Annotated in this window: 14 protein-coding genes; 8 read left to right on the top strand and 6 right to left on the bottom strand. The window is 70.8% G+C overall.

Going from position 1 to position 20623, the window contains the following annotated elements; genetic code table 11:
* Positions 1-475 precede the first annotated feature (475 nt).
* Complete coding sequence (locus tag ABN028_RS04865; RefSeq protein WP_349695768.1) at positions 476-1303, bottom strand: hypothetical protein; 828 nt, start codon at positions 1301-1303, stop codon at positions 476-478.
* 22 nt (positions 1304-1325) lie between these two features.
* On the opposite strand from ABN028_RS04865, the gene ABN028_RS04860 reads away from it, so the two are divergent.
* From ABN028_RS04860 to ABN028_RS04840, 5 genes are read left to right on the top strand one after another with little or no spacing between them, the layout of a single operon-like run.
* Complete coding sequence (locus ABN028_RS04860; RefSeq protein WP_349695767.1) at positions 1326-1997, top strand: ATP-binding domain-containing protein; 672 nt, start codon at positions 1326-1328, stop codon at positions 1995-1997.
* Between the two features lie 40 nt (positions 1998-2037).
* Entirely contained in the window at positions 2038-3165 is a 1128-nt protein-coding gene (locus ABN028_RS04855; RefSeq protein ID WP_349327579.1) for a Gfo/Idh/MocA family protein, read from the top strand.
* Positions 3162-4190, top strand: coding sequence for a Gfo/Idh/MocA family protein (locus ABN028_RS04850; RefSeq protein ID WP_349327580.1), 1029 nt, complete (start codon positions 3162-3164; stop codon positions 4188-4190). The genes ABN028_RS04855 and ABN028_RS04850 overlap by 4 nt, the downstream gene beginning before the upstream one ends.
* A gap of 58 nt (positions 4191-4248) precedes the next feature.
* Positions 4249-5028 carry a TrmH family RNA methyltransferase gene (locus ABN028_RS04845; RefSeq protein ID WP_349695766.1) on the top strand — a complete coding sequence of 260 codons (780 nt, stop codon included), beginning with the start codon at positions 4249-4251 and terminating at the stop codon, positions 5026-5028.
* Positions 5029-5059: 31 nt separating this feature from the next.
* On the top strand, positions 5060-5866 hold the full coding sequence (locus ABN028_RS04840) for a class I SAM-dependent methyltransferase (protein ID WP_349695765.1): 807 nt from the start codon (positions 5060-5062) through the stop codon (positions 5864-5866).
* Here ABN028_RS04840 and ABN028_RS04835 read toward each other — a convergent pair.
* From ABN028_RS04835 to ABN028_RS04820, 4 genes are all read right to left on the bottom strand, one after another.
* Positions 5854-6771 carry an SWIM zinc finger family protein gene (locus ABN028_RS04835; protein WP_349695764.1) on the bottom strand — a complete coding sequence of 306 codons (918 nt, stop codon included), beginning with the start codon at positions 6769-6771 and terminating at the stop codon, positions 5854-5856. The two genes, ABN028_RS04840 and ABN028_RS04835, sit on opposite strands and share 13 nt — an antisense overlap.
* Positions 6768-9665 (bottom strand): SCO1167/SCO6262 family helicase, encoded by a 2898-nt coding sequence (locus ABN028_RS04830; protein ID WP_349695763.1) that lies wholly within the window; start codon positions 9663-9665, stop codon positions 6768-6770. The genes ABN028_RS04835 and ABN028_RS04830 overlap by 4 nt, the downstream gene beginning before the upstream one ends.
* Before the next feature lie 35 nt (positions 9666-9700).
* On the bottom strand, positions 9701-10249 hold the full coding sequence (locus ABN028_RS04825; protein ID WP_349695762.1) for a Uma2 family endonuclease: 549 nt from the start codon (positions 10247-10249) through the stop codon (positions 9701-9703).
* Between the two features lie 100 nt (positions 10250-10349).
* Entirely contained in the window at positions 10350-12020 is a 1671-nt protein-coding gene (locus ABN028_RS04820) for a hypothetical protein (RefSeq protein ID WP_349695761.1), read from the bottom strand.
* Positions 12021-12067: 47 nt separating this feature from the next.
* On the opposite strand from ABN028_RS04820, the gene ABN028_RS04815 reads away from it, so the two are divergent.
* Positions 12068-13960, top strand: a complete 1893-nt coding sequence (locus ABN028_RS04815; protein ID WP_349327591.1) for an SLC13 family permease — start codon at positions 12068-12070, stop codon at positions 13958-13960.
* A 46-nt stretch (positions 13961-14006) separates the two neighbouring features.
* On the opposite strand, the gene ABN028_RS04810 is transcribed toward ABN028_RS04815, so the two are convergent.
* Positions 14007-17291 (bottom strand): AfsR/SARP family transcriptional regulator, encoded by a 3285-nt coding sequence (locus ABN028_RS04810; protein WP_349695760.1) that lies wholly within the window; start codon positions 17289-17291, stop codon positions 14007-14009.
* Between the two features lie 58 nt (positions 17292-17349).
* Here ABN028_RS04810 and ABN028_RS04805 point away from each other — a divergent pair, with 58 nt between their 5' ends.
* Positions 17350-17607, top strand: a complete 258-nt coding sequence (locus ABN028_RS04805) for an ATP-binding protein (protein WP_349695759.1) — start codon at positions 17350-17352, stop codon at positions 17605-17607.
* 312 nt (positions 17608-17919) lie between these two features.
* Positions 17920-20484 carry a leucine--tRNA ligase gene (leuS, locus tag ABN028_RS04800; RefSeq protein ID WP_349695758.1) on the top strand — a complete coding sequence of 855 codons (2565 nt, stop codon included), beginning with the start codon at positions 17920-17922 and terminating at the stop codon, positions 20482-20484.
* The last annotated feature ends 139 nt before the right edge of the window (positions 20485-20623 follow it).

Here is a 20623-nt window from a genome sequence, read left to right as displayed (position 1 = left end):
CCTACCAGATGCGAGCGACACCCGCCCAGCAGGTTTTCCGCAGCCGATCTCGGACCTGGCGCGGCGCTCGAAAGGATTTGTGCGATAACCGTCTCGCCATTTTCTGGCGGAACCGCCGAAGGTCTTGTTATCTTTGGAATTTCGTTCGCGAATTCAAAGGACAAGCTTTTTGATCAGCATTCGGCAGGAGAAATGAACGAGACAAATAATACCGCGAATTCCAGTTCTCCGTCAACTCAACTGTCGACGGAGATCGCGTCCGAACAGCAGTACGTCTCGATGCTGTACGACCGTCTCGATGCCCTTCGGGAAAGGGCGAGTATGCGCCTGGGTCAGGCTCACCGGCAAGACGGTCGTGGCCCTGCACCGGGCGGCGTACCTGCTCTACACCCATCGCACCCGACTGGCCAAGCGTGGAGTGCTCATCCTCGGCCCGAACCTCACCTTCATGCGCTACATCGACCAGGTGCTGCCGTCACTCGGCGAGACCGAGGCCGTGCTGGCGACCGTGGGCGAGCTGTATCCCGGCGTCGTCGCGACCGGGCACGAGCCCGCCGAAACGGAACGGGTGAAGCGCGACCAGCGGATGGCTGACGTCCTCGCGACCGCGGTACGCCAACGCCAGCGGGTGCCTGACACCGACCTCGAGATCGTCGTGGAGAAAGAGGCGTACACCCTGACGGTGGAGGTCTGTCGCCGCGCGCGGGACCGTGTGCGAGCGCGGTCGCTGGAAACCGGCGAGGACCAGCACAACCGGATGCGGCGCCACTTCGTCAGGGAGATCCTCGACGACCTCACGGCGCAGGGTGTCGCGAGGTTGGGCGCCGAGCTGCTCGGCCCCGCTGACGTCGAAGACATCCGCCAGGAGTTCCGCTCGTCGCCCGCTGTCCACGACGTGCTCGACGACCTCTGGCCGGAGCTGACCCCGGAGGAGCTCCTCACCGATCTCTTCCGTTCCCCCGAACGCCTGGACGCCGCGGCGCCGGACTTCACCGCCGCCGAGCGGGCCGCCCTCGTCCGTGCACCCGGGCACCCGTGGACGCCGGCCGACGTCCCGATGCTCGACGAGGCCGCGGAGCGACTCGGCGACCTCGACGCGACCATCGCCGGAGCGACCAGCGCCGCCGTCCGGCAGCGCGAGACAGCGGCGGAAGAGTTCGCCTACGTCCGCGCGACCATGGAGATGCAGGCGGAGTACGGACAGCTCGCCGCCACCCCGGACGACATCGGCCCGGTCGCCGAGATGGTGTCCGCTCGTCGACGAGGCGCAGGAACTCTCGGCGATGGCGTGGCGGATGGTCATCCGGCGGTGTCCCGCCCGGTCGATGACGGTCGTCGGCGACCTCGCGCAGGCCAGCGCGCCCGGGGGAGCGCCGTCGTGGGCGGACGCCCTCGATCCGTACGCCGGCGGCCGGTGGCGGACCGAACGCCTCACGGTCAACTACCGCACGCCGAAGCAGATCATGGCCCTCGCCGGCGACATACTCGCGGCGATCGATGCCGGGCTGCAGCCGCCGCGTTCGGTGCGGAACGGTCTGCCGCCGTGGAGCCGGCAGGTCGACGCGGGCGAACTGGCCGGTGTCCTCCCGGACCTGGTGGCGGCGGAACTGCGCGCGGTCACCGACCCGGCCGCGCATGACGACGGTGAGGACCTGGCCGGAGCCGGACGGGTCGCCGTCGTCGTGCCGTCCGCGCGACTCGCCGAGGTGACGGCCGCGCTCGGGCCTCTCGCACCGGGGACGGCCGCGGGCGGCACCGCGTCGGTGCTCGACTCCCGGGTGGCGGTCCTGACCGTGGCGCAGGCGAAGGGGCTGGAGTTCGACGCCGTGATCGTCGTCGATCCGGCCGGCGTCCTGGCGGAGTCCGCGCGTGGGGCGGGCGACCTCTACGTCGCGGTGACCCGGGCGACCCGGCGGCTCGGGGTGGTGTCGGTCGGCCCGCTCCCCGGCGTACTCGCCCGCCTGCCCCGCCTCGCCGGAGCCGCCGCCGAGGAATGATCCCGCTGCGGAAAAGATCACGCGGGCGGCATTCCGGGCTGTGGACGGGGCTTCCCACGAGGGCGCCGGGACGTTAGGCATATGGTCGTACGAAAATTCTCGGGCGAAGGGAACCGCTCCGGTGAAGGTTTCACACGTTGGTGTCGTCGGACTGGGCGGCATCGGAGGCATCCACATCGCCGGCTGGCGCCGGCTGGGTGTCGAGGTGCACGGCTACGACGGCGTCGCGGAGGCGAGGGACCGCGCCCGCGACGAGCTCGGCGTCGTCGTCCACGCCGACCTGGACGACCTCTACTCCGCCGTCGACGTGGTCGATGTCTGTACGCCGACCGACAGCCATGCCACCCTCGCGCTCGCCGCCGTCAGAGCTGGCCGCGCGGTGGTGTGTGAGAAGCCGCTGACCCGCACGGTCGCGGAGGCGGACGAGCTGGTCGCGGCCGCACGGGACGCGGGCGTGCAGCTGCACGTGGCCCAGGTGGTGCGGTTCTTCGCCGAGTACGCCGCCGCGCAGGCAGCGGTCGCCACCGGCCGGATCGGGCAACCGGCGGTGCTCCGGCTCAGCCGGGAGGGTGGCATGCCTGGTGCCGACCGCTGGTACCACGACATGGTCCGGTCCGGCGGGATCATCTGCGACGTGATGATCCACGACATCGACTACGCCCGGTGGATCGCCGGCGATGTCGTCCGGGTCTACGCCCGCACCCTCCGACCGTCGGGACCGCAGAACGGCGCGACCCATGCGTACGCGATCCTCACCCACGCGAGCGGCGCGATCACGCACCTCACCGCATCGTGGGCCCGCACCGGCGTGCCGTTCCGGACCAGCTTCGAGCTGGCCGGCAGCGAGGGGTTGCTGGAGTACGCCACAGACCAGCGGGCCGCTCTCCGCACGGCGCCGCCGGAGCTGGCCCGCTCGGCCGGCATGATGCTCGACGAGGATCCCTGGGCCGCCGAGCTCCGCGAGTTCCTCGCGGCGATGCGCGGCGGGCCGGCACCACGGGTGAGCGCCGAGGACGGCCGCGCTGCCCTCGCGATCGCCCTTGCCGCCGTGGAGTCCGCCGAGACCGGGCGGGCGATCGAGCTGCCGGTCGGTCCCGATCCGTATCAGGGCAGCGCTCCCTCGTCCGCGCAGTCCTTGTCCGAGCAGGTGGAGGTGGCGACGTCATGACGACCGCACCGGAACAGCGGCCGCTGAAGCTGGGAATCCTGTCCTTCGCCCACCTGCACGGCGCCGGCTACGCCGGGTTGCTCGCCGGCCGGCCCGACATCGAGCTGCGGGTCGCCGACGAGGACGCCCAGCGCGGCAAGCGGATCGCCGACACGAACAGGATTCCGTTCGTGTCGTCGTACGCAGAACTCCTCGACTGGGGCCCCGACGGCGTCGTCATCTGCTCGGAGAACGCCGGCCACCGGGTCCTCACCGAGCAGGCCGCCGCGGCGGGCGCGCATGTGCTCTGCGAGAAGCCGCTCGCCACGTCACTCGCCGACGGCAAGGCCATGATCGCGGCCTGCGAGGCAGCGGGGGTACGCCTGATGACGGCGTTCCCGGTCCGGTTCTCCCTGCCCATCGCGCGGTTGGAACGCCTGGCGCGCGAGGGCGCGCTCGGCCGGATCCACGGCATCGCGGGCACCAACCCGGGCACCATGCCGGGTGGCTGGTTCGTCGATCCCGACCTGGCCGGCGGCGGGGCGGTCATGGACCACACCGTCCACGTGGCCGACCTGATGCGCTGGATTCTCGGCTGCGAGGCGGTCGAGGTCTACGCCCAGACCAACCGGATCCTCTACCCCGACCTGCCGGTCGAGACGGCGGGCAACATCGCCGTGACGTTCACCGACGGGACGGTCGCGACGATCGACTGCAGCTGGAGCCGGCCGAAGTCCTTCACCACCTGGGGCGGCGTGACGCTCGAGTTGGTCGGCGACGACGGCGTGGCGACCGCGGACGCGTTCGCCCAGACGCTGACGTCCTACCACGACGGGCCGGGACGCAGCGGTGGTCAGGATGTGGCGCAGGTGCCATGGGGGTCCAATGCCGACGCCGGCATGGTGGCCGAGTTCATCGCCGCGATCCGCGAGGACCGGGCGCCGAGCCCGGACGGCTGGGACGGCTACCGCGCCACCGAGATCGCGTTCGCCGCGTACCAGTCGGTCGAGACCGGTCAGCCGGTCCGCCTCCCCCTCGAGGCGTAGCAGGGGACGGGGCGGGTCGGCCTGAGCGTCGTTCGGCCCGCAGGGGAGACTTGCGGGCGTGCGGGAAGACGAGTCGCCGAAGGACCGGTTCGTGACGGTGTACGGGTTCCGGCCGGTTCTCGCGGCCCTCACCGACGACGGACTCACGATCGACAAGGTGATGGTGGCCGAGGGCGCGCGTGGGCCCTCCGTTCGCGAGATCGTGGCGACGGCGGAGGCGCGGCGGATTCCGGTCGTCCGCGTCCCGCCCGCGCGGATCTCGCTGCTGTCCGGCAGCCCGCGTCACGACAACGGCGTTCTGGCCGACGTGGTCGCCCCACAGATGCGGTCCCTCGCCGGGGCGCTCGACCGACGGCACCACGAACGCCCGCGGACCCTCCTGCTCCTCGACGGGATCACCACGCCGGCGAACGTCGGCATGATCCTGCGGACAGCCACGGCCGCCGGCCTGGACGGCATCGTCGTACCGCATCGTGGGGTCGCCGGCATCGATCCACTGGTGGTCAAGGCGTCTGCCGGCGTGGCGTTCCGGGCGCCCATCCTGCGCAGCGAGACGGCTGCGGACGCGGCCGAACGGCTGGTCGAGGCGGGCTACGCGCTGGTCGGCCTGTCCGCCGACGCTCCGGCCACGCTGTTCGACCTGCCGCTTCCCTCGCACGTGGCGTTCGTCCTCGGCAGCGAGACCACGGGTGTCACCGCAGACGTCCGGCGCCATGTCGCCGAGTGGGTACGCATCCCGATGCCGGGCGCGGTCGAGTCGCTGAACGTAGCCAGCGCCGCGGCCGTCGTCTCGTTCGAGGTCGTACGTCGGGCCACGGCCGCCGGCGCCCGGTCCTGACGGCCGACGCCGCTCGGATACGTTGACGGGCGTGGAGACCATCGGGAACGAACGTGGCGGCAGCGCCGAGGCACCCCACCGGGCGACGGCCTTCGGCACCAAGGCCCAGGCGTACGCCGAGAACCGGCCGAGCTACCCGGTCGAGGCCGTGCGCTGGGCGCTGGACCCGGTGACGGACAGCGGTTCCCCCGACCTGCGCGGGCTCGCCGTCCTCGACCTCGCGGCGGGCACGGGCAAGCTCACCGAGGTTCTCGTGGCACAAGGGGCGGAGGTCCTCGCCGTCGAGCCCGATCCGGCGATGCTCGCCGAACTGAGCCGCAGGCTGCCGCGGGTCCAGACGTTGAGCGGGCGCGCAGAGCGGATTCCGGTGCCTGACCAGAGCGTCGACGCGGTGGTGGCCGGTCAGGCGTTCCACTGGTTCGACATGGACCAGGCGATGGCTGAGATCGCCCGGGTGCTGAAACCCGGTGGAGTGGTCGGTGCACTGTGGAACCTCGAGGACGTACGCGTGCCCTGGGTCGCCGGGCTCGCCGAGGTGTCGGAGCTCCCCAGGGACCTGGAGACCTGGCAGGAGGACCAGAGCACGTTGGCGGGGCATGAGCCGTTCGACTCGGTCGAGCGCGCCGAGTTCGCGTCGCCGCAGCAGCTGACGTCCGAGGCGTTCGTGGCACGGACGGCGACCCGATCGTCGCTGATCGTCATGGCCGAGGACGAACGCGCACAGGTCCTTGCCCGGATCCGTGGCTACCTTCGGGCGTGCCCCGAGACGGCGAACGGTTCGTTCGTCCTTCCCACGGTGACGGGAGTCGACCGCGCTGTTCGTGGTCAGGGCGACTGAGGGCCCGGTGGGTCGGCGGTAGCGAGCCGCCACGCCCGTTCGGCGGCAGCGGCGGCCAGCAGGCGGAGCGCCTCCGGGTCGATGCCGGACCCCGGCGGGGGATCGACCGCGACGGTGACCGGCTGGCTCGGCCGGTCCGGTGGCAGCGGCGGCACCGGGACGGCCGGTCGGGGATCGCCCGACCGCGCGTAGGCGTCCCGGGCGACGACGCCAGCGACCTCGGCGAGGTCGCCGGCGCGGCCCGACCTCACCGTCGCCGCAGCGTCGTCGTCGGACGTACGTCCGCTCCCGGGTGTGGCAGACGCGCGACGGGCCCGCAGCGCCGACAACACCTCGCCACGAGGCCGTCCGCGCAGGAGCAGGACCGCGAACGGGTCCTCGTCCATCGCATCCGCGATCAGGTAGCACACCGCTGCGGCATGCTTGCAGGGATCCCCGACGTCTGGACAGGAGCAACGCGGCTGGATCTCGCCCGGACCCGGCAGCAGTCCGAGACCGGTGCCGCCGACGTCATCGACCACCTCCGGTGGGAGTTCGCCGTCGAGCAGCGCCGCCACGCGGCCGATCTGGGTGGCGATCGCGTCGAGTACCCGCGTCCACTCGTCCTTGTCGAACGTCGTCACCCGGACTGTGACCGTGTAGGGCAGGGCACGGCTTCCCTGGACCGAGGCCATGACGAGTCCCGGCGCGAGCGTGAGCCGGTCGACAGCGCCACGCCGGGCGTAGGAACGGCCACGGGAGAGCCGGCCGGGATCGAGTGCGGCGCGGTCCTCGAGGGCACTCACCCACTGCCCGCCCCACCAGGACTGCCCGAACGTCCGCCGACTCCCACGCCCACGCGCGGCCGGCGGCCGGTGGTCCTCCTCGTCACGGTCGGCCCACCACGGCTCCTGGGTAGAAGTCACGGTCGGTCTCCCAACGCGACCAGGTCCGCCAGCTCGGCGTCGCTGAGTTCGGCGATCCAGGCCTCACCGCTGCCCACCACCGAGTCGGCCAGCTCGCGTTTGGTGTCGATCACCGTGGCGATCCGGTCCTCGAGCGTGCCCTCGGTGACCAACCGGTGCACCTGGACCGCGTGGTTCTGGCCGATCCGGTACGCGCGGTCGGTGGCCTGGTCCTCGACGGCGGGATTCCACCACCGGTCGTAGTGCACGACATGGGTGGCCCTGGTGAGCGTCAGGCCAACACCGCCGGCCTTCAACGACAGCAGGAACACCGGCGCCTCGCCAGCCTGGAACGCCGCCACCATCTGCTCCCGCTTCCGGGCGCCGAGCCCGCCGTGGAGGAACAGTAGTGGAATGCCGCGGGCTTCGAGGTGCGCCTGCAGGAGCCGGCACATCTCGACGTACTGGCTGAAGATCAGCACCGACTCGCCTTCGGCGAGGATGACGTCGAGCAGCTCGTCGAGGGCGGCCAGCTTGCCCGACCGGGCGGGGAGCGGTCCGGCCTCGTGGAGGTACTGCGCCGGATGGTTGCAGACCTGCTTCAGTGCGGTGAGCAGCGCCAACACGAGCCCTCGGCGCGCGATGCCCTCGGCCTGCTGCACCTCGGCCATCACCTCGTCGACGACCGCCTTGTAGAGGGTGGCCTGCTCGGTCGTCAGCGAGACGACCACATCGCTCTCGGTCTTGGGCGGCAGCTCCGGCGCGATGCCGGGATCGGACTTGCGGCGTCGCAGCAGGAACGGTCGGGTGAGCCGGCTCAACCGTTCCGTGGCCGCCGGATCGTGGTAGCGCTCGATCGGGACCGCGAGCCGGTGCCGGAAACGTTCGAGGGGCCCGAGGATCCCCGGAGTCGTCCAGTCGAGGATCGACCAGAGTTCGGACAGTCGGTTCTCGACCGGCGTGCCGGTGAGTGCGACGCGGGCGGCGGCGGGAATGGACCGCAGCGCGCGGGCGGTGCGGGCGAGCGGGTTCTTGGCGTGCTGCGCCTCGTCGGCGACGACGAGCCCCCATGGCGTTTCGGCCAGCCGGGGATGGTCGCGCCGGGTCACGCCGTACGTCGTGAGCACCACCTCGTCGTCCGCGAGGTCATCGAGGCGGCGACTGCCACCGTGGTAGCGGCGTACCGGTGTGTCAGGGGCGAACCGGGCCAGCTCGCGCTGCCAGGTGCCGAGCAGTGACGTGGGGCAGACGACCAGCGTGGGCCCGAGCCCGAGCGGGCGCCGGTGCAGGTGGAGCGCGATGAGCTGCACGGTCTTGCCCAGGCCCATGTCGTCGGCGAGGCAGCCACCGAGACCGAGCCCGGTGAGATGGGCGAGCCAGGCCAGACCGCGTTGCTGGTAAGGGCGCAGTGTCGCCTGCAGGTCAGGTGGCGGGTCGAGGTCCCGGTCGCCGGTGGCGCGAGACAGGACCTCGGCCAGGTCGGCCACCGGGCCGTCGGCGGTGAACTCCACCTGATCCCCGGCCACCTCGAGCTCGCCGGTGAGCGCGGCCGCGAGTGCCTGTGCGCCACCGATCCGATCGTGCGTACGCCGGCGGAGCCGGTCGAGCAGGTGGCTGTCGACCTTCACCCATCGTCCGCGCAGCCACAGGAACGAACGCTTGGCGGCGGCGAGCGCCGCGATCTCGTCGTCGGTCAGCGCCTCGCCGTCGAGCGTGGGCTGCCAGCGGAACTCCAGCAGGTCCGCCAGGGTGAACTGTGTCTTGCCTGCGCCCGCCGGTGTCGGGGTGGCGGTGGCGCGGGCCTTGAGTTCCAGACCGGCGCCGAAGACGTCCTTCGGCCACAACACCTCGACTCCGACGCTGTCGAGTGCGCTGGCACCGGTCGAGAGCAGGTCGTCCAGGTCGGCGTCGGTGAGGTCGATCGCGGTCGGCCGGGAGGCCTCGAGCGCGGTCTTGAGCGGCGACCAGGCCTTGCCGGCCCTGCGGAGGGAGAGCAGCAGATCCGACTCGGCTCGCGACCCCAGCCGGTCGAGGACGACCGCGGGCGCGTCCCAGAGGTCGGCGACGTCGACCAACAGGCTGGGGTCGGAGACGCTGCGCAGCTGGAGGACACCTCGGAAAGGCGCGTCCTCGCTGCCGGCGGGCGCCTCCGTGGTGGCGTCACTCGGGCGCGCGGCCGCACCGGTGGTCGCCGATCCTTCGCCGGGGTAAGCCAGCTCTGCGTCAAGGCACTCGGGCGGTTCGATCCGCAGGACCAGCCGAGCACCCGCGTGGTCGAGTTGGCCGATCTCGTCGAGCCAGCCGGTGTCACCCGTCAACGCAATGGGTTCGCTCGCCGCGAACGCCGCCACACCGGTCGACGCCTGCCCGTCGCCCCGCTCGTCACCGTCCTCACTGCCGTCGCGCCCGCCGCGAGCCAAGGTGTCGGCGATGGCGTCCCAGAACGCCAGCACCGCCCCCTCCGGGTCAGGCAACCGCACCGGCTGGGTACCGGGCAGCGGTATCGCATGGGCGGCCGGTGGCATCGCGGCCGCCAGCTCCCGGACCCAGGCGCGGTCGGACGGTTCGAGTGGTCCGACCTGCCAGGCCCCGAACCCGCCGGGGCTCCTGGACGGCACCAGCTTGCCGCGCGCCACCAGGCCGAGTCCCGCCAAGGCGGCGGCGGACCACGCGCGGAGGGAGACGCTCGCCTCCTGGGTGGGTACGGCGGCCAACAGGTCGAGTGCGTCGGTGATCGGGACCAGCCGAGCGGGCACCTGGGACCGGCGTACGCGCGAACCGGCCGGAACAACCACCTCGATGGTCGTGTCGACGTCGCTGTGACCGGCAGCAGGACCGGTCGTGTGCCACAGGGCGAGCCTGCCGGCGCGGGGCGGATCAGCGGGTACGAAGACCGCCTCGATCTGGCTCGGCACCCCTCGCACGATAGCGGTCGGGACCGACAGCGGGATCAGGAGATCAACGCGGCGGGGGTGAAGCTGACGGCGTAGGGAGCGTCGGTGTGGAAGGCCTCGTCGGCCTTGACATGGGCGGTCTCGACGTAGCGCCCGTCGCGGAGCCGCAGCTCGAGCAGGGAGGGGATGTCCGGATCGACGATCCAGTACGACAGGCAGCCGCTGCTCTCGTACCGGTTCCGTTTCGAGACCAGATCGACTCCCCGGTTGCCGGGCGAAAGCACCTCGACGGCGAGGAGCGGGGCGTGCAGCAGCCCCCGGTCGGTGAGGTCGGCACGCCGGGCGACGATGACATCCGGCTCGACGACCGTGTCCTCGGCGAGGCGTACGTCGACCGGCCCCGGCAGGGCCTCGAGCTCGGGTGGGCAGCCTTCCCTCAGAAGTGTGGTCACTTCTGCGACGACCCGCTGATGCAGCGGGCGCGGTGCGGGGCTCACGATGAGCACCCCGTCGATGAGCTCGTAACGGTGCCCGTCATCGGGCATCGCCTCGAGATCGGCCCAGGTGAACGCCCGGCCGTAGGGCAACTGCGTCACAGCAGTCATTTTTCCTCCCGTGGGTCATGCCGTCCAATGCTGCCGCAGATGATCAAGGTCGCGCGCCGCGTCATCCACAGCATCCGGCCATCCACAGGTCCGTGATGCCTCAGTCGCCGGCCTTGTGCGCGAACGTCTTCTCCCACGACTCCGGCAGGGCGTCGAGAGCGGCCCGGTAGGCGTCCGGATCCGCCGGTGCTCCGGCCGCGACGGTCTGTTGGATCTGCGTGGTCAGGACGTACATGAGCGCATGCAGGATGTTGTGCCGGTCGTAGCCGGCGTCGAGCAGGCGCTGCGCAGTGGTCCACACCTCGGGCGGATCGTCGAACCACAGCTGCCGCGCGACAGCGGCATGGGTCGCCGCCTGCAGGCGGACGTTGACGCCATCGACCACCGGGTCGGCGGACGGATCGGAAAGGACGGCGGCGTGCTCGGGATGTTCCCGTTCTGTCACCGTGAGGAAGGAACTCTCGTCGTCGGCGTCGAAGTCCGGCCCGGGAATCTCCGGTAGCGCGAACATCCGGCGGGCGAAGACCTCGTCGGCGTCGTCGCGTTCCGGGTCGATGTCGGCGAGCATCGACTCGACCGCGACCCGGGCGGGTCCCCAGCGGTCCGGATCGTCGTACGCCTCGACGAACTGGGGTGCGAAGGTCTCCGCCGCCGTCAACGTCTCGGCAAGTGGTTCGGCGGAAAGGGAGGTACGCCTGGCCGCGAACCGCACCCAGGCGGGAAGCACCGCAGGCATGTGGCTCGCGAAACCTCTGTCCAGCAGCCCGGTCATGGGCAGCCAGCCGAGCAGGAAGACCTCGAGCTTCGTCGGGCTGACCCGGAGCGGGCGCCCGCGGTCGTGCTCACTTCCGTACGCCACCAACTCGAGGGCGATGGCCTCCAGCGCGTCGCTTCGCGCATCGGCCTCCTCCGCCAGGGCCGCGGCCTCGGGCGAGGAGACGAACTCGGCGACGAGGTCGTGCTGGTCCTGCTCCGACCACGCCGGAACGTCGGGTCGGGTGCCGCCGTCGGGCAACGCGCGGACCCGGGCCAGCAACAGCGCACGCAACTGCGGGAAGTTGTCGCTCACCGGCGGTTCGACCGCCTGGTCGGTCGCGGCCATCGCGTCGGCGAGCAGCGGCCGGAGCGCGGCCGGATCGGCGTCGGCCAGCAGCAGCCCGGGGTCCTCGGCGGCCGTCGCCCTGACCCTCTCCACGAGGGGAGTCGCGTCGGTGACCCAGATGTCCTTGGCGATGCCGCCGAGGTTGTGGTCGACAAGAACGACAACTGCGTGCGCGGGTTCGTCGGCGTAGGAATAGGACAGGATGACCTGGCTCGCATCTCCCAGCTCGTCGTCGACGGTGAAGCACTCCCGCACCTGCGCACGCCCGACCGTCGTCGCCCATGCCGGCGCGGGAAGGTCGTGTTTCGCGAGGTCGTCGAGGGCGGCTCGGGCCGCCGCATCGAGGCCGGGTTCGGTGACGGCGGCGAGACCGTGCAGGAGCGCCGCCGCCTCCGGCGTGGCCGCCTGCTGGGCGCGGGCGACGAGTGTGGGGCCGTACGCCGCGTTCCCGCTCTGCTGCCACCACGCCCCCGCCACACTGGAGGCGAACGCCTCCGCTTCGAGTGGCGACGTCAGGGTGGTGAGTTGCGCCGCCGCCTGGAGGACCTGGGAGACGAACGCCGCCGTCTGGTCGACTCGCTCGCTCGACGCGGCGGTACGACGCTGGGCACGGCGGCGGTCGGTGGGACGGCGCTGATCGCGCCGGCGACCTCGACTCTTCGGGCTCATGCGCGACCTCGCTTCGCTGCGAGCGCGCATGAGGCACATTGCGCGCTGTGCTGACCGATCCGCTCGCTCATGCGGCGAAGCCTTTCATGCCCGCCGCGAGACCCGCATCGGCCTCGCTGCACGGTGCGCCGGAGTCCCCACTGCCCGCACCGTGGGATGGCCGGGTCAGGCCGAAATACGACAACTTCGTGCGATTCTCGGTCAAGCGGGCAATCTGTGCTGGACTACCGCAAAGGTCACGGTCCCACGCTTCTTACGCAGGCACCCGGTTTCGCACACCGTCCGGCAGCCGTGGAGGTGGTTACCGCATGAACTCGTCGCCGTCGACGACAGACCAGACACCGCTGGGCCAGGAGATGGTCTCCGCGGCGGAGGAACGATTCGAACGGGGCCGCAAGACGCTCGGACTGTTCGTCGCGCCGGCCCTGCTCGTTGTCTTCCTTCTCCTCCCGCTCGGGCTCGACGACGCCCAACAACGGCTGGCCGCGGTGCTGGTGTTCGTCATCACCCTGTGGATCACGGAGGCCGTCCCGCTGCCGGTGGGCGGCCTGATCGGGGTCGTCGTCGTCACCCTGTTGGGAGTCGCGCCGGCAGACGAGGTGCTGGCGCCGTTCGGCTCGTCGACCATCTTCACCTTCATCGGCGCGTTCATCCTCGCCCAGGCGATGTTGCGGCACGGGTTGGCGCGGCGCTTCGCGTTCCGGATCCTCGCCGTCCGCGGTGTCGGCGCCTCGACGACGCGCACGGTCGTGGCGTTCGGGCTGATCACGTGTGCGTTGTCGGCGTTCGTCTCCAACACCGCGACCGTCGCCATGCTGCTGCCGACGGCGGTCGCGATTCTCGGCACCGTGGCGGGTGCGACTGGGCGTTCGCGGCGGACCGGCGACACGACCAACCAGAGCGGCGCGAACGCCGACGCCGCGGCTCCTGCGACAGTGCGCGAGGAGCTGCTGGCTCGGCGTACCAACCCGCGGGTCGCCGTCGCCCTGCTGCTCATGCTGGCCTACGGCGCGAGCGTCGGCGGCCTCCTCACCCCGGTGGGATCCCCTCCCAACCTGATCGGCCGCGGTCTGATCGAGGAGGCCACCGGGGAGCGGATCAGCTTCTTCAGCTGGATGGCGGCCGCGCTGCCCATCTCGGCGGTGATGTTCGTCGTGCTCGCCGTCGTCCTCCTCCTGCTCAACAAGCCGGAGGTGAAGCGCCTGGACGGCCTCGAGGAGTACGTCGCGGAGGAGCGGCGCAAGCTCGGCCCGCTGTCGGCGTACGAACGCAACACGCTGATCGCGTTCGGCACCGCGGTGACACTGTGGCTCCTGCCCGGCGTCGTCGGGCTGATCGCGGGTGACGACTCGCAGGTGTACACCAGTGTGGGCGACGTCCTCGACGAGGGCATGGTCGCGGTGCTCGCCGCCTCACTGCTGTTCCTGCTGCCGGTGAGCTGGCGCGAGCGCAGGTTCACGATGACGTGGAGCGAGGCGAGCCGGATCGACTGGGGGACGATCCTTCTGTTCGGCGCGGGCATCGTGCTCGGCACCCTGCTGAGCAGTACCGGTCTCGCGAAGACGATCGGCACGTCGTCGGCGGAGGTGTTCGGAATCGACTCGGTGGTGCCGATCACGATCTTCGCGATCCTGTTGGCGATCGTCATCTCCGAGACGACGAGCAACACGGCGTCGGCCACCGTGGTCGTGCCGATCGTCATCTCGGTGGCGGTCGGCGCCGGCGTCGATCCGTTCGTCCCGGCCTTGGCGGCGACCTTCGCCGCGTCGTTCGGCTTCATGCTGCCGGTCTCGACACCACAGAACGCGATCGTCTACGGATCGGGCATGGTGCCGATCACCACGATGGCGCGGTCGGGTGTGTCCTTCGACGTTGCCGGCGCCATCCTCATCGCCCTGCTTCTGCCGCTGATGGTCGTGGTCACCGGGATCGGCGGCTGACCTGGCCGTCAGCTCTGCTCGTCACCTCTGGTCGTCGGTGCTGGAGTCAGTCGTTGCCGTCCGGTGAACCGGGTTCGTCGGCGCTCTCGATGGACGCGACGAGGCGCGCGGTGCGTGTCTCGCCGAGATGATGGCCGGTGGCATGGTGCAGCGTCAGGGCAGCTTCGGCCGCCCGCCGGGCACGTGCGAGCTGTCCACTGGAGAGGTACGCCTCGGCGAGCACCGTCCTCGCGCGGGCCTCGTGCAGGCGGTAGCCCGACGCCTCTGCATCGCAGGCGGCGGCCTCGGCGGTGTGGATGGCCTCGGCTGCGCGACCGAGCCTGGCCTGCGTGGCGGCGATCCCGATCAGCACCATGACGCGTTCATAGTGATAGCCGCTCTCGCGGGTGAGTTCGGCCGCGCTTTCGTACTCGCGGAGCGCGTCGGTGTTCCGACCGGTGTGCAGGTGGGCGTCGCCGAGCAGGAGGTGCAGGTCCAGGGCCATCTGCGTGTCGCCGGTGGCACGCCACGTGCGTGCGCAGACCGCGATGTGGCGTGCGGCGTCGGCGGGCCGGTCGAGGTCGAGGTCGAGTTCGGCCAGGCTGAACGAGGTGGCGAAGACCCCGAACCGCGATCCGTTGCGCTGATGGATGTCGAGCGCACGTTGGAGATGCTCGCGGGCGAGGTCGACGTTGCCCCGCAGCCGATGAACCTCGCCGAGGTCGGTGTAGGTGGTCCCGGCGTCCGGACCGTCATCCGCCCCGGATCCGGCCAGCAGGGCGAGCACCTGGCCGTGCCTGTCGATCGCCTGGTCGAGCTGACCGGTACGGGTGTAGGCGATCGCGAGGTTGCCGAGATAGGTCAGCCCGTCGCGTCCGAGCGAGCGGGCCATGGCGAGGGCGCGTTCCCACCGGTCGACAGCAGGTGGGACCTGACCGATCTGCAGGTGGCTCACTCCGAGCAGGTTGAGCGCGAAGATCTCCGCCTCGGTCCAACCCGCCCGCTGGCTGAGCTCGAGTGCACGCTCGCTTTCTGCCTGGGCGACCGGATGGTTCCCCATGTGGTAGGTGACCTGGGCGAGGCTGAGCTGCGCCGCGACCTGGCAGTGGAGGTCACCGTTGGCGGCCGCCGCCAGCGAGCCGAGTCGGGCGACCGCGAGCCAGTCCGCATGCTGGCTCCCCAGGTGGAAATAGCAGCGCAGCGCGTCGGAGAGCAACCATGCGTGGCGGTCGTCGGCGCGTTCGGAGGAGAGCTGGGCGGCGGCGACGAGGTTGGCGCGTTCGGCGTCGAGCCAGGCGAGGGCGCCGGACCGATCGCGCGGACCGGTGATCGGGTGGGTGGGGGTGCGGGATGCTGAGCGGTTCGCCGGATGGACGGCGGTTCGTTCGGTCTCGGGCAGCCGGAGGAAGAGCGGATTGAGGAGCTCGACGCACGCGTACGCCTGGCCCACGTACCAGTCGAGCAGCCGGGCCACGGCGTCGTCGCGTTCGGGCTCGCTGGTCTCCTGCTCGACCCGTTCGGTCGCGTAGTGGCGCATCAGGTCGTGGAAGGCGAAGCGGTCGGCGCTCTTGCGTTCGATCAGGTGGACGTCGACAAGGTGGTCGAGGAGGCGGGCGGCCTCCTGACGCGTGGTATGCAGCAGTGCCGCCACTGCGTCGGCAGTGAAGTCGCCGCCGGGCACCACGCCCAGTAGCCGGAAGCACGCCTGCTCCTGCGCGCCGAGCTTGACGTAGGAGAAGTCGAAGAGGGTACGTACGGCGCTCTGCAGGTCTCCGTCGATCTGCAGGTGGTCGAGCCGGTTGTCCTTGCGGAGCTCGCTCACGAGGTCGGCGATCTCGCGGTGCGGGTTGGCGGCAAGGTTGGCGGCGGCCACCCGCAGGGCGAGGGGCAGTCCGGCGCACAGCTCGGCGAGGTCGGCCGTGGCGTCGGGTTCGCGGCTGGTCCGTTCGGACCCGAGGACATGGCCGAGGAGTACGACGGCATCCGCGGTCGGCAGCCGGCCGATGTCGAGGGAGTGGGCGCCGTCGACCGCGACCAGCCCGGCGAGGGTGCTTCTGCTGGTCACCACGACGGCGCAGTGGGGGCTCGCCGGCAGCAGTGGGCGTACCTGTTCGGGGCTGGTGGCGGTGTCGAGGACCACCAGGACCCGCTTGTCGGCGAGGAGTGAACGGTAGAGGCCCGCCGCCTCCTCGACGTCGACCGGAATCGCCTCGGCGTCGACGCCGAGCGACCGGAGGAACCTCGGCAGTACGTCGGCTGGTTCGAGCGGCGCGCCATGGGCGTACCCGCGAAGGTTGACGTAGAGCTGTCCGTCGGGAAAGCGGACGGCGACCCGATGGGCCCAGTGGATCGCGAGTGTCGTCTTGCCGACACCCCCACTGCCGGCGATGGCGCAGATGAGCACCGCGCTCCGCTTCCGTGACGGACGTCCGGGCGGGCTCGTCCCGGCGAGGAGAGCGTCGAGGTCGGCTAGTGCGTGGGCACGTCCGGTGAAGTCGGCGATGTCGGCGGGCAGTTGGCGGGGGAGCGGGAGTGACCGACCGGGCGTGGGTGGTGGTTCGCCGGCAGAACGTTCCGGCTCGCTCGGGGGCACCGGGACGACGTGGTCGAGGTCGGGATCGGATGTGAGGATCCGCAGCTGGAGGTCGCGTAGCGGCTTACCCGGCTCGATGCCGAGCTCGGCGTGGAGGGTGCGATAAAGCTGTTGGTACGCATGGAGTGCGTCGGCCTGGCGCCCGGCGCGGTAGAGGGCAAGCATCAGCTGTCCCCAGAGACGCTCGCGCAGGGGGTGCTCGTCGAGGAGTGACCGGAGCTCGGGCACCAGCTCGTCGTGGCGGCCGCGGAGCAGGTCCGCCTCGACCCGGGACTCGAGGACCCCGAGCCGCTCCTCCTCCAACCGGTCGACCTCGGACTGGAGCCAGGTCGTCGCGCTGACGTCGGCGAAAGCCGGTCCTCGCCACAGCTCCAGCGCCTCCGCCAGCAGCGTGGCCGCGCGGTCGGAGTCGCCCTCGGCGAGAGCCATCGCCCCCTGCTGGGCCAGGTCGTGGAACCTGTCCAGATCGATGTCACCAGGCTGCGCGGCGAGCTCGTAGCCCGGTGACCGGGTGCGCAGCAGCTGGCTGTCGGTGTCGCCGAGGGCCCGGCGGAGCCGCATCACGTAGCCGTGGATCTGGTTGACCGCACCACGCGGTGGCTGGTCGTCCCACAGCTCGTCGATGAGTCGTTCGATCGAGACGGGGTGGCCGGTGTTCACGGTCAGAGTCGCGAGCAGGGACCGCCACTTGGCGGCTCCGAGGCGCCGCCACTCAACGCCGTCATGGACCTCGAGTGGTCCGAGGATTCGGATGCGCATCTCTCACCCACGCCCCCGCCCACGATCGCCTCTGTTGCCCGATTGTTACGTACGCCGGATGGCTCGAACAACTCGATACACCCATGGGCCCCTCGTCTTCGTGCGGCTCTACCGCGCCGACCCCGCCCGCAGCCGCGCCCCCGGTGGCACCGGCCTCGGCCTGGCCATTGCCAAGTACCTCGTCGAGGCACACGGCGGCCGGATCGACGTCACCAGCACTCCTGGGCGGGGGTCGACCTTCACGATCCGGCTCCCTCCCACCCCGTCGGATGCTCAACCGGGTCGGATCCCAGCGACGTCGACTGGCCGTCCTTGATCAACCGGGTTCGGGTTGACACCGAGCACGCTGCAGGACGGGCGAGCCGACGGGTGCGCTACCCTGACCGCGTGCGACTGGCTCTGCTCCTTATCGAGCCGCGCTGACCTCAAGCGGGTGCCCGCAGCGGCGAACTCGAGCGCGCACCGCGTCGGCGCGGCAACCCCTCCTGCGCGAGGGGTTTCTTCATTCTGGGCACCCGGTTCACCGGCGCCCAGGCGTGGCGGCGCGGCCGCCCGGTAGGGCTTGGCTTCTCGCCACGGCAGTCCAGCGCAGCCCACCAGCCTCAGCCTTTCGACGGAGCAGGAAACGATGAGCGAGACCAGCTCAGCCAGCCCGACCGGCCAGCCCGACGGGACCGGCCAGCCCCACGAGACCGGCCAGTCCGGCGGCGGCCCGGAGGCGTACGACTTCGGGACGATCCAGGCCAAATGGCTTCCCGTGTGGCAGCGGATGGACCCCTTCCGGGCGGACCGGCTCGCCGGTGACGACCCGGTGGCAGAGCCTGACCCGAGGGAGCGGCGCTACCTGCTCGACATGTTCCCGTACCCCTCCGGCGATCTGCACATGGGCCACGGCGAGGCCTATGCGTTCGGCGACCTGGTGGCGCGGTACTGGTTCCAGAAGGGCTACAACGTCCTGCACCCGATCGGGTGGGACGCCTTCGGGTTGCCCGCCGAGAACGCCGCGATCCGGCGCAACGCCCACCCGGCCGAGTGGACCTACGCCAACATCGACACCCAGGCCGAGTCGTTCAAACGCTACGGAGTGTCCTTCGACTGGTCGCGGCGGCTGCAGACCTGCGACCCGGCGTACTACCGGTGGACGCAGTGGCTGTTCCTGCGGTTCTACGAGCGCGGCCTGGCCTACCGCAAGGCGTCCCTCGTCAACTGGTGCCCCAAGGACCAGACCGTGCTGGCCAACGAGCAGGTGATCGCCGGCAACTGTGAACGCTGCGGCTCGGCGGTCACCAAGCGCGAGCTGACCCAGTGGTACTTCAAGATCACCGACTACGCCCAGCGGCTCCTCGACGACATGACGCTGCTGGAAGGCTCCTGGCCGGAGCGCGTCCTGACCATGCAGCGCAACTGGATCGGCCGGTCCGAGGGTGCGTACGTCGACTTCCGGATCGACGGCCGCGACGAGCCCGTCACCGTCTTCACCACCCGGCCGGACACGCTGTTCGGGGCGACGTTCTTCGTCGTGGCGGCCGACGCCAAGCTGGCGGCCGAGATCTGCACGCCGGACCAGCGGGAGGCGTTCGAGACCTATCTGGAACAGGTCAAGCGCGAGACCGAGATCGAACGCCTGGCAGCCGACCGGCCCAAGACCGGAGTGTTCCTGGGCGTCCACGCGACCAACCCGGTCAACGGTGAACGCATCCCCGTCTACGCGGCCGACTATGTCCTCGCCGACTACGGCACCGGCGCGATCATGGCGGTCCCGGCACAGGACCAGCGCGACTGGGACTTCGCCAAGGCGTACGACCTGCCGATCGTGCGGACCGTGCAGCCGCCCGCGGACTTCGACGGCGAGGCGTACGTCGGGGAGGGCCCGGCGATCAACTCCGCCAACGCCGAGGTGAGCATCAACGGCCTCGACGTCGCCGAAGCCAAGTCGCGGATCATCGCCTGGCTGGACGAGAAGGGCCTCGGCAAGGGCGCCATCACCTTCCGGCTGCGCGACTGGCTGATCTCGCGGCAGCGGTTCTGGGGGTGCCCGATCCCGATCGTGCACTGTGCGGCGTGCGGCGAGGTGCCCGTCGCAGACGAGCAGCTACCGGTGGAGCTGCCCGACCTGCGGGGTTCCGACCTTGCGCCTCAGGGGACGTCGCCGTTGGCCGCGGCGGGCGGATGGGTCAACGTCGAATGCCCCAAGTGCGGTGGCCCAGCACGGCGTGACTCGGACACGATGGACACGTTCGTCGACTCCTCCTGGTACTACCTGCGCTACTGCTCGCCGCACTACACCGAAGGCCCGTTCGACCCCGAGGCAGTCCGCCGGTGGATGCCGGTGCGCCAGTACGTCGGTGGCGTGGAGCACGCGATCCTGCACCTGCTCTACAGCAGGTTCTTCGTCAAGGTGCTGCACGACATGGGTGCCGTCGACTTCACCGAGCCCTTCTCGGCGCTGCTCAACCAGGGTCAGGTCATCAACGAGGGCGCGGCAATGAGCAAGACGCTGGGCAACGGCGTGGACCTGGGCGAGCAGCTCGCGACCTACGGCGTCGACGCGATCCGGCTGACGATGGTGTTCGCCGGTCCGCCCGAGGACGACATCGACTGGGCCGACCTTTCGCCGGCTGGTTCCCTGCGTTTCGTCCAGCGGGCCTGGCGGCTGGCTGGCGATGTGACCAGTGAGCCGGGGGTCGACGTCGCGGCCGGCGATGTGGCGTTGCGCAAGGTCACGCACCGGACCATCAAGACGTTCACCGAGCATGTCGAGGCGTTCAAGTTCAACGTCGGAATCGCCCGGCTGATGGAGCTGACCAGCGCCATCCGCAAGGCGATCGACAGCGGGTGCGGTCCCGCCGATCCCGCTGTGCGCGAGGCGGTGGAGGCGCTGGCGGTGATGCTGAGCGTCGTGACGCCCTACACCGCCGAGGACATGTGGGAACGGCTGGGTCACGAGCCCACGGTCGCCTTGGCGGGCTGGCCGGCGTACGACGAAGACCTGGCAGCGGCCGAGTCGGTGACCGCGGTGGTGCAGATCGCCGGGAAGCTGCGGGACAAGTTCGACGTGTCGCCGGACGTCTCGGAGGACGAGCTGCGGGACCTCGCCCTCGCGTCGCAGAAGGTCCAGGCGGCGTTGGGTGGCCGCGAGATCCGCAAGCTCATCGTGCGAGCGCCCAAGCTCGTCAACATCGTCCCCGGGTGAGACCGCCAACGGTTCGTGGTGACCGGCGTAGGGCAGCCACCGGTTTGCCGTGGCCGCCGACCGGGCCTGCACGCTAGATTGGACGTTATGCGACTCGTGCTTCTCCTTAGACAGCCGCGCTGACCTGCAGCGGGTGCTT

The organism is Actinopolymorpha sp. B17G11 (genome assembly GCF_040196095.1).
Lineage (GTDB): Bacteria > Actinomycetota > Actinomycetes > Propionibacteriales > Actinopolymorphaceae > Thermasporomyces.
Note: the sequence above shows the minus strand (reverse complement) of the source record. Positions and strands in the feature narration are given on the sequence as shown.

Coding starts and splice junctions, on each gene's coding strand:
- ABN028_RS04865 (WP_349695768.1), bottom strand. CDS start 1,303: ATGACCATCCGCCACGCCATCGCCGAGAGTTCCTGCGCCTCGTCGACG.
- ABN028_RS04850 (WP_349327580.1), top strand. CDS start 3,162: ATGACGACCGCACCGGAACAGCGGCCGCTGAAGCTGGGAATCCTGTCC.
- ABN028_RS04825 (WP_349695762.1), bottom strand. CDS start 10,249: ATGACTGCTGTGACGCAGTTGCCCTACGGCCGGGCGTTCACCTGGGCC.
- leuS (WP_349695758.1), top strand. CDS start 17,920: ATGAGCGAGACCAGCTCAGCCAGCCCGACCGGCCAGCCCGACGGGACC.
- ABN028_RS04805 (WP_349695759.1), top strand. CDS start 17,350: ATGGCTCGAACAACTCGATACACCCATGGGCCCCTCGTCTTCGTGCGG.
- ABN028_RS04820 (WP_349695761.1), bottom strand. CDS start 12,020: ATGAGCCCGAAGAGTCGAGGTCGCCGGCGCGATCAGCGCCGTCCCACC.
- ABN028_RS04860 (WP_349695767.1), top strand. CDS start 1,326: ATGACGGTCGTCGGCGACCTCGCGCAGGCCAGCGCGCCCGGGGGAGCG.
- ABN028_RS04810 (WP_349695760.1), bottom strand. CDS start 17,291: ATGCGCATCCGAATCCTCGGACCACTCGAGGTCCATGACGGCGTTGAG.